The 12,363-nt window shown below is 62.4% G+C and carries 10 protein-coding genes; 8 read left to right on the forward strand and 2 right to left on the reverse strand.

The features are described 5' to 3' along the window. The first annotated feature begins 50 nt into the window (after positions 1-50). The 8 genes from JNB89_RS16720 (at position 51) to JNB89_RS16755 (ending at position 10,274) form a co-directional block, all read left to right on the forward strand. On the forward strand, positions 51-587 hold the full coding sequence (locus JNB89_RS16720) for a DUF5943 domain-containing protein (protein ID WP_013343312.1): 537 nt from the start codon (positions 51-53) through the stop codon (positions 585-587). 71 nt (positions 588-658) lie between these two features. Beyond that, positions 659-2,722: an NADH:flavin oxidoreductase gene (locus JNB89_RS16725; protein WP_220362995.1), complete on the forward strand. Its 2,064-nt coding sequence runs from the start codon at positions 659-661 to the stop codon at positions 2,720-2,722. A 2-nt stretch (positions 2,723-2,724) separates the two neighbouring features. Then, a complete protein-coding gene (locus tag JNB89_RS16730; RefSeq protein ID WP_220362996.1) occupies positions 2,725-4,638 on the forward strand; it encodes a (Fe-S)-binding protein in 1,914 nt (637 codons plus the stop codon). Between the two features lie 4 nt (positions 4,639-4,642). Continuing rightward, the gene (locus tag JNB89_RS16735; RefSeq protein ID WP_220362997.1) at positions 4,643-5,812 is read left to right on the forward strand and encodes an electron transfer flavoprotein subunit alpha/FixB family protein; all 1,170 of its coding nucleotides are present in this window, start codon (positions 4,643-4,645) and stop codon (positions 5,810-5,812) included. Continuing rightward, complete coding sequence (locus JNB89_RS16740) at positions 5,809-6,591, forward strand: electron transfer flavoprotein subunit beta/FixA family protein (protein WP_220362998.1); 783 nt, start codon at positions 5,809-5,811, stop codon at positions 6,589-6,591. The genes JNB89_RS16735 and JNB89_RS16740 overlap by 4 nt, the downstream gene beginning before the upstream one ends. Before the next feature lie 73 nt (positions 6,592-6,664). After that, entirely contained in the window at positions 6,665-7,969 is a 1,305-nt protein-coding gene (locus tag JNB89_RS16745) for an aromatic ring-hydroxylating oxygenase subunit alpha (protein ID WP_135894564.1), read from the forward strand. Between the two features lie 33 nt (positions 7,970-8,002). Continuing rightward, positions 8,003-9,250, forward strand: coding sequence for a hybrid-cluster NAD(P)-dependent oxidoreductase (locus tag JNB89_RS16750; RefSeq protein ID WP_220362999.1), 1,248 nt, complete (start codon positions 8,003-8,005; stop codon positions 9,248-9,250). A 166-nt stretch (positions 9,251-9,416) separates the two neighbouring features. Continuing rightward, positions 9,417-10,274 carry a glycine betaine ABC transporter substrate-binding protein gene (locus JNB89_RS16755; protein WP_027210336.1) on the forward strand — a complete coding sequence of 286 codons (858 nt, stop codon included), beginning with the start codon at positions 9,417-9,419 and terminating at the stop codon, positions 10,272-10,274. A gap of 123 nt (positions 10,275-10,397) precedes the next feature. Here JNB89_RS16755 and purU read toward each other — a convergent pair whose 3' ends face one another. Then, positions 10,398-11,273, reverse strand: coding sequence for a formyltetrahydrofolate deformylase (purU, locus tag JNB89_RS16760; RefSeq protein ID WP_220363000.1), 876 nt, complete (start codon positions 11,271-11,273; stop codon positions 10,398-10,400). 126 nt (positions 11,274-11,399) lie between these two features. After that, a complete protein-coding gene (locus JNB89_RS16765) occupies positions 11,400-12,314 on the reverse strand; it encodes a choline sulfate utilization transcriptional regulator (RefSeq protein WP_220363001.1) in 915 nt (304 codons plus the stop codon). Positions 12,315-12,363: the final 49 nt, after the last annotated feature.

Below are 12,363 nucleotides of genomic sequence, written 5' to 3' on the forward strand. Positions count from 1 at the left end.
TCCACCTCGTTCAGCCAGACAAATCACCCTATAAAAAGCGGAGTCTCCACATGCAACCCCAACTGCCTATCGACGTCGATCCGAACACCGGCGTCTGGACCACCGACGCGTTGCCGATGCTGTACGTGCCGCGTCATTTCTTCACCAACAACCATACGGCCGTGGAAGAAGCGCTCGGCGCCGAGACGTATGCCGAGATTCTGTACAAGGCCGGCTACAAGTCCGCGTACTTCTGGTGCGACAAGGAAGCGAAGCAGCACGGGATTGCCGGCATGGCGGTGTTCGAACATTACCTGAAGCGGCTCTCGCAGCGCGGCTGGGGCATCTTCACGATTGCTGAAGCCGACCCGTCCACTTCGCACGCGCGTATCGAGCTGCATCATTCGTCGTTCGTGCTCGCGCAGCCTGGCAAGGTAGGCAAGCTCTGCTACATGTTCGCCGGCTGGTTCGCGGGCGCCATGGATTGGGTCAACGACACGGCGCCAGACTCGTCGCGCAAGGGCCCGCGCTCGCAATCTCGCGAAGCGAGCTGCGCAGCGGAAGGCCACGATCATTGCGTGTTCGAAGTGTCGCCGCTCGCCGCGTGACGCGCTGACGAGCGGGCCTTAACTGCTCACGGCATAGCACTACCAGTCATATCATTCCGAGGTCGATCGCAATGCGTTACCCGAACCTTTTCAAACCTCTCACGCTGAACAAGCTGACCTTGCGCAACCGCATCGTCAGTACCGCGCACGCAGAGGTGTATGCGGAGCCGGGCGGCTTGCCTGGCGACCGTTATATCCGCTACTACGAAGAAAAGGCCAAGGGTGGCGTGGGCCTCGCGGTGTGCGGCGGCTCGAGTCCGGTGTCGATCGACAGTCCGCAAGGCTGGTGGAAGTCGGTGAATCTGTCGACAGACAAGATCATCGACCCGCTCGCGCGCCTCGCCGAAGCAATGCATACGCACGGCGCGAAGATCATGATTCAGGCCACGCACATGGGCCGCCGCTCGGCGTTTCACGGCGAGCACTGGCCGCATCTGATGTCGCCGTCGGGTGTGCGCGAGCCGGTGCACCGCGGCAATGCGAAGATCATCGAGGTGGAAGAGATCCGCCGCATCATCACCGACTTTGCAGCGGCCGCAAAACGCGTGAAAGACGCCGGCATGGACGGCGTCGAAATCTCCGCGGCGCACCAGCATCTGATCGATCAGTTCTGGAGCCCGCGTACCAACTTTCGCACCGACGAATGGGGCGGCTCGCTCGAAAACCGTCTGCGCTTCGGCGTGGAAGTACTGAAAGCCGTGCGCGAAGCAGTAGGCGCGGATTTTTGCGTGGGCTTGCGCATGTGCGGCGACGAGTTCCATGAAGACGGGCTCGATCACGGGCAACTCAAAGAAATCGCTCAGGCAATGAGCGAAAGCGGCCTGATCGATTATCTCGGCGTGATCGGTTCGGGTGCGGACACGCACAATACCCTCGCCAACTGCATGCCGCCGATGGCGTTGCCGCCCGAGCCGTTCGTGCATCTGGCAGCGGGCATCAAGTCGGTCGTGAAGATTCCGGTCATGCATGCGCAGAGCATTCGCGACGCGGGCCAGGCCGAGCGGCTACTCGCAAGCGGCATGGTTGATCTCGTCGGCATGACGCGCGCGCAGATTGCGGACCCGCATATGGTGATCAAGATCCGCGACGGCCGCGAAGACGAAATCAAGCAATGCGTCGGCGCGAACTATTGCATCGACCGCCAGTACAACGGATTGGACGTGCTGTGCGTGCAGAACGCGGCGACCTCGCGCGAAGCGACCATGCCGCATGTGATCGCGCGCACGAGCGGGCCGAAGCGCAAAGTGGTCGTGGTCGGCGCGGGCCCGGCGGGACTCGAGGCGGCCCGCGTCGCCAGGTCGCGCGGTCATGACGTCGTGCTGTTCGAGAAGAACGATTACGTGGGCGGCCAGATCATGCTCGCGGCAAAGGCGCCGCAGCGCGAGCAGATGGCAGGCATTGTCCGCTGGTTCGACATGGAGACGAAGCGCCTTGGCGTAGACCGGCGCCTCGGTGTCGCCGCCGACGAAAAGACCATCATGAACGAGAAGCCGGACATCATCGTGCTGGCAACGGGCGGCTCGTCTTTCACGTCGCAGGTCGCGGCGTGGGGCGTCGAAGAAGGTCTCGCGGTCAGCTCGTGGGACGTCCTCTCCGGCAAGGTCGAACCGGGCAAGAACGTACTCGTCTATGACGGCGTGAGCACGCACGCGGGTGCGGGCGTAGCGGACTTCATCTCGAGCCGCGGTTCGAATGTGGAGATCGTCACGCCCGACGTGAAAGTTGCCGACGATGTCGGCGGCACGACGTTCCCGATTTTCTACCGGCGTCTCTATGCGCAGGGCGTCATACACACGCCGAATTACTGGCTCGACAAGGTGTACGAAGAAGACGGCAAGAAGATCGCCGTGATTCGCAACGAGTACACCGAGGAGCAGGAAGAGCGCGCAGTGGATCAGGTGGTGATCGAAAACGGCAGCACTCCGAACGACGCGCTGTACTGGAAGCTCAAGCCCGAGTCGGTGAATCGCGGCCAGGTGGACGTGCACAAGCTCTTTGCCTCCGAGCCGCAGCCTTCGCTCTCGGAGCCGCTCGGCAATGGACGCTTCCTGCTGTTCCGTGTCGGCGACTGCATTTCCATGCACAACATTCACGGCGCTATCTACGACGCGCTGCGCCTTTGCAAGGACTTCTGACGATGAGCCCCGTATCTGTCATCACCGTGCTGTTGTGGTTGTCGATGGCGGGTCTGGCGTTTGCGCTCGCAAAGCGCGCCGCCTATTGGCGCGAGGGTCGCGCAACCGCGGCGGGCGCGTACGGCTGGGCCAATCTGCTGTCCATTCCGAAGCGCTATTTCGTGGATCTGCACCATGTGGTTGCGCGCGATCCGTACATTGCGAAAACGCACGTCGCGACGGCGGGCGGCGCGATCCTCGCGATGGCGCTCGTGTTCGTCAACTACGGTCTCGCGATTTACTCGCCGTGGCTAGACAAGCTGATTTTTCTTGCCGCGCTCGTCATGCTGGTGGGCGCCGTGTTCGTCTGGCGCCGTCGGCATGGCGCGAAGGCGGTGCCCGCGCGGCTTTCGCGGGGGCCGTGGGATCACCTGCCTCTGCTGCTTGGCTCGTTTGCGCTCGGCCTCGTGCTGTTCGTCGCGTTGCCCGCTGCCGCGATGTCGGGTGCGCTCGCGATCATCGTCGCGCTGCTGATTGCAGTGGGTGCGTTCACGATGACCTTCGGCGCGGCGCGCGGCGGTCCGATGAAACATGCGCTTGCGGGTCTGCTGCACCTCGCGTTTCATCCGCGTCAGGAGCGTTTTGCGGAGCGCAACGACAAGGACGTGGTGCCGCCTACCGCGTTAAAGGCGCCGCTTCTCGACGCGAAAGAATATGGCGTCGGCAAGCCGGTGGAATTCCGCTGGAACCAGTTGCTCAGTTTCGATGCCTGCGTGCAATGCGGCAAATGCGAGGCGGCATGTCCCGCGTTCGCGGCCGGCCAGCCGCTGAACCCGAAGAAGCTGATTCAGGACCTGGTGACGGGCATGGTGGGCGGCACGGACGCCCAGTACGCGGGCAGCCCCACGCCGGGCATTCCCGTAGGCAAGCATGCGGGCGCGCCGCAAAAGCCCCTGATTTCCAGCCTGATCGAAGCGGACACGCTGTGGTCGTGCACCACCTGCCGCGCTTGCGTGCAGGAGTGTCCGATGCTGATCGAGCATGTGGATGCAATTGTCGATATGCGCCGCAATCAGACGCTCGTGGAAGGCACCGTGCCTGGCAAGGGCCCGATTACGCTTGCCAATCTGCGCGAAACCGGCAGTGCGAACGGTTACGACATCGGCGCGCGTTATGACTGGGCCGTCGATCTGCAGGTGCAGGTCGCGCAGCCGGGGCGTCACGTGGACGTGCTGCTGATCGCCGGAGAAGGCGCGTTCGACATGCGCTATCAACGCACGCTGCGCGCTCTCGTAAAGGTCCTCAATCGTGCGGGAATCGACTATGCGGTGCTGGGCGGCGTGGAAACGGATACCGGCGACACGGCGCGGCGTCTTGGCGACGAAGCCACCTTCCAGCAACTCGCCGGCAAGCTGATTGGCACGCTTTCGCAGTATTCGTTCGGCAAGATCGTGACTGCCGACCCGCACGTGCTGCACAGCCTGCGCAACGAATACCGCGCATTGGGCGGCTTTTATGAGGTGCAGCACCACACGGCGCTGATTGATGAGCTGGTTGCCAGTGGCAAGCTGTCGCCGCGCGCGGCTGCCGCATACGCGGATCGCAAGATCACTTATCACGATCCATGCTACCTCGGCCGCTATAACGGCGAGACCGAGGCGCCGCGCCGCGTGCTGAAGAGCATCGGCATCAAGGTGGTCGAAATGGAACGCAGCGGCATGCGCGGGCGTTGCTGCGGCGGTGGCGGCGGCGCGCCGTTGACCGACATTCCCGGCAAGCGACGCATTCCCGACATTCGTATCGACGACGCTCGCGGCATTGGCGCGGAAATCGTCGCCGTAGGTTGCCCGAATTGCACGGCGATGCTCGAAGGCGTGGTGGGGCCGCGTCCCGAAGTGCTGGACGTCGCCGAACTGGTTGCAGCGGCGCTGGAGTAACGCGATGAACACACTCAAACGAATCAATCCGCGTCGGCCGTTTACGGTGACCGCGGACGGCCTGAGGCGCATCACGTTGGGCATGACCGGCGTGGCGGGTACCGTGGATTTCGCCGCCGCGGGCACGGTGCATCGCCACCAGCCGAAGCCGCGCCGCACCACGGCCGCCGCGCAGCACGTAATGCTGGTCGCGGCGCATGCGGACCGCGGCGCGCTCGACGAGCACGCGCGTCAAACCCTCGCCGCCGCCGCTTTGGTTGCGGACGCATCGACCGAAATCGTGCTTCTGGTGTTCGGCGAATTTACCGGCGACGCCGCCGCGCTCGGCGCGGACAAGCTGATCGAACTGCCCGCGTTCGACCGACGCAAGTTCGCGCCGGCGGATGAACTGAACGCGCTTGCGGCGTGCGCCGCGGCTTACGCACCCATACACCTGTTTCTGCCCGACAACGCGAGTGGCGACGGCGACCTCGGTCGCCGTTATGCAGCCGCCGCGAATGCCAGCGTCGCGACGCACGTCGTGGAAATAGACGCGTCACACGTGGCGACTTACGTGCATGCAAATACCGCGTTCGCTTCGCGCGCGCTGCCTGAAGTGATCTTGCTCGCGCCCAATGCAGTAGACCCCAAACTGCCGTTCGTCGGCGCGGGAGAACGCGTGGCCTGGCATTTCGGGGGCGAGTCTGCAGCCGCGCAAGGCAAGCTGCGCGATCTCGGCATCGAGGAAATGGATGCGGCGCAACTCGCGCTGGAGGAGGCGGATTTCATCGTTTCCGCCGGCAACGGCGTGAGCGACGTGCCCGCATTCGAGCGTCTTGCGGCCACGTTGGGCGCGGCGATCGGCGCGAGCCGCGTGGCCGTGGACGACGGCAAGTTCACCCGCGACAAGCAGATCGGCGCGACCGGCAAGACAGTCGAGGCGAGCGTGTATATCGCGTTCGGCATTTCCGGCGCAGTGCAGCATTTGCAGGGCATCAAGGATTGCCGCCACGTGATTGCCGTGAACCTCGACGCGAGCGCGCCGATTGCGAAGCGCGCGAATCTCACCGTCATTGCGGATGCTCAGGAAACCATCGCGGCGCTGAACGATGCGGCCGCCGCCGCGCGTTCCGCGCGCGGCACCGGCGCTGCGTTACTGAATTCGAAGGCCGTCGCGGAAGGAGCACTCGCATGAAAATCGCCGTACTCGTCTCCGTGGGGCGCCATCCCGTGAGCGGGGTTGCGCGATACAGCCGCAACGACGCGGCCGCATTGACACTGGCATTGTCGCTCGCGAAGCAGCAGAACACGACGCTCGACGTGCTGCATGTGGGCGACCCGAGCAATCCGGCGTTGCAGGAATACCTCGCGCTAGGCGCACGCTCGGTTGAAGTGCTCGCGTCTGGCGATGCAGGCGACGAGGTAGATGCGTCGGCACTGCTCGCCGCGCGTCTTGCCGGCTATGACCTCGTGCTGACCGGCACGCGCGCGGAAGGCGCATTTGACAGCGGCATGTTGCCGTATCGCGTGGCAAATGCGCTTGGCACGCCGCTTGTCGGCGCAGCAGTCGACGTGACGCTGAAGGACGGTTGCGCGCAAGTGCGCCAGTTCATGCCGAAGGGTTTGCGCAGACGCGTCGAGGTCCAACTGCCCGCGCTGATCGCCGTGCATCCAATGGCAAACGCCACGCCGACCTATGCCTACGCACGAATGCGCGAAGGCACGATTCGCCCGGTTTCCAGCGGCGCCATGAGCCCGCGCGCCAACGCTGCGGGGCCGGCGTGGACGATTCGCCCGGCCACCGCCAAACCCGTGCGTCTTGCCGCTGCCGAAAAGCGCTCCGGCCATGCCCGCATGCTTTCGGCAACCACGACGGAAAGCCGCGGCGGCAGCGTCGTAATTGAAGGGAGTTCCGTCGAAAAAGCACAAGTGATTCTCGCGTATTTGCGCGAGCATCAACTCGTGGATTACTGATTCCCGGTTCAGGCGAGCATGCGGCCAGGAGGGCCTGGCGCGGCGCCAGACGTGACACGCAACGGAGCACACAATGAAAGTTTCCGCAGACGTTCGCGCAATGATCGAACGCCGCAAGAAGAATTACACGCTTGAAGCGCCGTTCTATACGAGCGAAGACATCTTCGCGCTCGACATGGACGCAATTTTCCGGCAGCACTGGATCCAGGTCGCGGTGGAGCCGGACGTGCCCGAACCGGGCGATTACATCACGGTCGAGCTAGGTCAGGATTCTATTCTGATCGTTCGCGACGACGACATGCAGGTGAGGGCGTTCCATAACGTGTGCCGTCACCGCGGCGCGCGCCTGTGCAATACCGACAAGGGCTCGCTTGGCAACATCGTGTGTCCGTACCACAGCTGGACGTATAGCCTGACCGGCGACCTGATGTTCGCCGAGCATATGGGCGATCAGTTCGACCGCTGCAAGCATAGCCTGAAGAAGGTGCACGTGGAGAACCTCGCGGGTCTCATCTTCATCTGTCTCGCTGACAACCCGCCTGCGGACTTTTCCGTGATGCGCGCGGCGATGGAGCCGTACCTGCTGCCTCACGATCTGGCCGGCTGCAAGATCGCGGCTTCGATCGACATTATCGAAGAAGGCAACTGGAAGCTCACAATGGAGAACAATCGCGAGTGCTATCACTGCGTCGCGAACCATCCCGAGTTGACCATTTCGCTTTACGAATACGGCTTTGGCTATCAACGCACGCCGGCCAACGAAGAGGGCATGGCGGCTTTTGAAGAGACGGTTGCGCGGCGCACCGCGCAATGGGAAGCGATGAAGCTGCCGTCGGCGGAAATCGAGCGGCTCGCAGACCTCGTCACCGGTTTTCGCACCCAGCGTCTTCCGCTCGATCGCGACGGCGAATCGCAGACTATGGACGCCAAAGTCGCGTCGAAGAAACTGCTCGGCGGCTTCGAGCAGGCCGATCTGGGCGGTCTGTCTTTCTGGACGCAGCCCAATTCGTGGCATCACTTCATGAGCGATCACATCGTGAGCTTCTCGGTGATTCCGCTCTCGGCCGGTAAGACACTCGTACGCACGAAGTGGCTCGTTCACAAGGACGCACGCGAAGGTATCGACTACGACGTGAACAATCTCACGGCGGTATGGCGGGCGACCAACGATCAGGACCGTGCGCTCGTCGAATATTCGCAACGCGGCGCAGCGAGCAGCGCCTATGAACCGGGCCCGTATTCGCCGTTCACGGAAGGTCTCGTGGAGAAGTTTTGCGAATGGTATATCGGCCGCATCGCGGATTACAGCAATGCACCGCAAACGCACGATGCCACGCCGGCCAATCGCGGCGAAAACGTCGTGTCCTTCGTGCGCTGAGCACACGAGCGCAACCAGGAGCGGGAGAAAACAATGATGCGCGATCAGGCGACGTTCCAGCCAGGCGTCACGCCGGGCTCAAGCCCTGCAACAAGCCGTGTTACGCAGCCGCGCTTCTGGGACGCGCTGCCCGCGCGGTGGAACAGCGACCTCGACGACACGCTGGTGTGCTGTCACGTGCGGCAGGAAACGCATGACGTAAAGAGCTTTTTCTTTCGTGCGCCCTCTGAGCGGGCGTTCGTGTTCGAGCCGGGACAGTTCATCACACTGGAGCTCGATATAGACGGCGAGACGATCAACCGCTGCTATACCATCTCGTCACCGCCCACGCGACCGCACACTATTTCGATTACGGTGAAGCGCGTGCCGGGCGGCAAGGTATCGAACTGGCTTCACGACAATCTGCAGGCGGGCGGCGAGGTCCGCGTACTTGGGCCGGCTGGCGAGTTCACCTGTGCGCGCCACCCGGCGCGCAAGTTTCTGTTTTTGTCGGCGGGTTCGGGCATCACGCCCTTGATGTCGATGAGCCGCGCGCATCACGAACTGGGTGAGGACAGCGACATCGTTTTCGTGCACAGCGCCCGTACTCCCGACGACATTATCTTCGCACGGGAGCTCGATCTGATCGCGTCGAATCAGGCGCATTTCCGCACGGCGTTCGTGTGCGAACGTGTCGGTGCGCGCACGAATTGGCCTGGCGTCACGGGCTTTCTGACGTTGCCACTGCTCAAGCTGATTGCGCCGGACTTTCTCGAGCGCGAGATCTTTACCTGCGGTCCCGCGCCTTATATGCAGGCGGTGCGCAATCTTCTCGCCGAGGGCGGGTTCGACCGCAGCCATTATCACGAGGAAAGCTTCTCGTTCGAAACGGTCAGCGAGGTCGCCGCGCAACTGACGACCGCTCACGTCGGCGATGTGCTGCAAGCCTTGCCGGAACCCGTCACTGCGGACAGCTTCGTAGAAGCGCGAGAACAGGCGCCGGCTTTCGAGCCCGCTCCGGCTGCGCCCGAAACCGAAACGCGCTACAAGGTGAGCTTCACGAAGAGCAATCGCGAGATTGAATGCGGCAGCGGCCAGCACGTATTGGACGCGGCGAAAAAAGCGGGCGTGCGACTGCCGGCATCGTGCACGCAGGGTATGTGTGGCACCTGCAAAGTCAAACTGGTGTCCGGGGAAGTGGCGATGAAACACGCGGGCGGCATTCGTCAGCGGGAAATTGACCAGGGCATGGTGCTGCTGTGCTGCAGTAAGCCGCTCAGCGATCTCGTAGTGGAGAAGTAACCGGCGCGAGCGCCAGCAAAAAGGCCTGCTGCGCGGCGTGCAGAAAGACCACGAGCCAGGTCGCGTGCGGACAACTGCATGTCGCAAAACAACGTTACCTGGCAATTCTGGCTGGCGATTCTAAATGCTCATTGGGTTGTTTGTGGAAGTGAACGGGAGAATGGCGATGAGACTGATCAGAAAGATATTGGTGTTGAGCACCCTGAGCGCGGCGCTCGCCGCAAGCAGCGTGAGCGTTTCCGCGGACACGAAGCCGACCATCAAGATTGGTTACGTGGAAGGCTGGGATGACAGCGTCGCGACGTCGAACGTGGCCGCACGCGTGATCGAAAAACGTCTCGGCTATCAAGTGCAACTCGTGCCGGTCGCGGCAGGGGTGATGTGGCAGGGCGTGGCGCGCGGCGACCTCGACGCGACCTTGTCCGCCTGGCTGCCGGTCACGCATGGCGCGTACTGGAACAACTTCAAGGACAAGGTGGTCGACCTCGGCGCAAACTTCAACGACGCGAAAATCGGTCTGATCGTGCCTGAGAATCTGGACGTGAAGACGGTGGGCGATCTGGAGGCGAAGAAGGCGGAATTCGGCTCGCGCATCGTCGGCATTGACGCGGGCGCTGGCGTAATGCAGAAGACCAGCGAAGCAATCAAGGCGTACGGCCTCGACTACAAGCTGATGCCGAGCTCCGGCAGTGCGATGACTGCAGAACTCGCACGTTCTGAAGCGGCCAGCAAGCCCATTATCGTGACCGGCTGGAAGCCGCACTGGATGTTCGCGAAGTACAAGCTGAAATTCCTCGACGATCCGAAGAAGGTATTCGGCGAAGCGGAGCACGTCGACACGGTTGTGAATCCGGAGCTCGAGAAGAAGGCGCCTCAGGTTGTGTCGTTCCTGAAGAAATTCCAGTGGAAGCCGGGCGAGATCGACAGCGTGATGCTCGCAACGCAAAACGGCGAAAAGCCGACCGCTGCCGCGGACGCGTGGATCGGTGCGCATGGCGACCGGGTGGATAGCTGGGTGAAGTGAGCCGGCCGGTTCCGCCGTAGCATGTGGTACAAAAACACGCCGCTTATAAAAGCGGCGTGCTTTTTTGTACTTCCAGATTCCCCGCTGCTTGCTGCAACAACTATTGCAGCACTATTTGCAGCACTATTGCAGCACGACAGTCCTGTCGCCGTTGATAAACACGCGCCGCTCGATAAACGCCTTCACTGCACGTGCAAGCGTGATGCATTCGACGTCGCGCCCGGTTGCAAGCAGCCGCTCGGGGCTGTACGAATGATCGACACGTTCCACCGCCTGCTCGATGATCGGACCTTCGTCAAGATCGTCCGTCACGAAGTGCGCAGTTGCGCCGATCAGTTTGACGCCGCGCGCATGAGCCTGGTGATACGGCTTCGCGCCCTTGAAGCCAGGCAGAAACGAATGATGAATGTTGATTGCGCGCCCGGCGAGGGCCCGGCTCGTCTCGCCGGAAAGAATCTGCATGTAGCGAGCGAGAATCATCAGTTCGGCACCTGAAGTCTCGAACAGATCCAGAAGACTCGCTTCCTGCTGCGGCTTGGTTTCTGCCGAGATTGGCAGATGATGAAACGGCAAGCCGTGCTGCCTGGCCATTGGCTCCAGGTCGCGATGATTCGAGGCTATGCCGACAATGTCCATTTTGAGCTCGCCCATGCGCCAGCGGAACAGAAGGTCCGCGAGACAGTGCTCGAGCTTCGACACCATGATCAGCACTTTGGGGCGCGTGGCGACGTCATGCATTGCCCACGTCATGTGAAAACGCTGGGCAATCGGCTCAAACTCGTGTTTGAGCGCTGCAATATTCAGCGTTTCCTTGCTGTCCACACCGTGAAAAACGCAGCGCACGAAAAAGCGCTCGCTGAGTTCGTCGTCGAAAACGGTGAGTTCGTCGATATAGCAATGATGCCGGTCGAGAAAGCCGACAACGGCGGCAACCTGGCCCGCGGCGCTCGGGCAGGCAACGGTGAGAACCAGTTGGTCAGGACGGGAATCGGCGGACATGCGCTCTCCACAGAGACAATAGTGTCATGCCGCAAAGCGCGGCATGTATCGTCGCAGTAGAACAAATCGGCACTGTGCGCGGATAGAAGCGAATCGCCGCAGCAATGGAACGGGAGCGTCAGACGGTCATTCGGCGTCGAGCCCGCATTCGCCGAGCAGCCATTGGCGGAAAGCATCTACTGCGGGCGTGGCCGCGCGTTGCGTGACCAGCATATAGCCGCGCTCGGTGACTACCGGCGCATCGAACAATTCGACCAGTTGCCCTGTGGCGAGCAGTTCGTCGACGAGCGGCGCCCAGCCGAGCGCAACGCCTTGACCCATGATGGCCGCATGCGCGACCAGTGTGAAGCTGTTGAAAGTGATGCCCCGATGTGCAGCCGGGGCGGTCAGGTCGTGCGCTGTGAACCAGTCGGCCCACGACAGCCAGCGCGCCGGTTGCGTGGGTTCGAGATGAAGCAGCGGCAGCACCAGTAGTTCGGACGGCGATGCGAGTGGGAGATGCGCGGCGAGAAACGCGGGACTGCATACCGGGGTCACGCGCTCGGGAAACAACTTGATGACGCTGCGGGCGTTCCAGTCCGCATGTTCGTCGCCGAATGCAATTGCCACGTCCGCCTGCTCGTGCGAGGGCTCGAATACGCTTTGCGAGGTGATGATCTTGACGTCGACATCGGGCATCAGCGCCTTGAATTGCGAAAGCCTGGGCATCAGCCAATAGGTCGCAAAGCCGAAGTCTGTGGAGAGCGTGAGTGTTTGCGGTGTGCGACGCGCGCGAATTTCGGCGGTGGCGCCGCGGATCGTATCAAGCGCATGACGTACCGCCTCGAAAAGCCGCTCGCCGTCGTGCGTGAGCCGCACGCCACGATGACCTCGCTCGAAAAGCGGCGCGCCGAGCGTTTCTTCGAGTTGCACGATGCGCTGGCTCACCGCCGGCTGCGTGGAGCCGAGTTCCCGGGCAGCCGCGGTAAAGCTCGCAAGACGCGCGGCGGATTCGAACATCGTCAATGCCTGCATTGGCGGCAAACGGTCCAGCCTCGACATAACGCCCCCTTATAGCCACATAACGAATTGCCGTCTTCACAGCGCAGAA

The organism is Paraburkholderia phenoliruptrix (assembly GCF_019511605.1).
Taxonomy (GTDB): Bacteria; Pseudomonadota; Gammaproteobacteria; order Burkholderiales; family Burkholderiaceae; genus Paraburkholderia; species Paraburkholderia phenoliruptrix_A.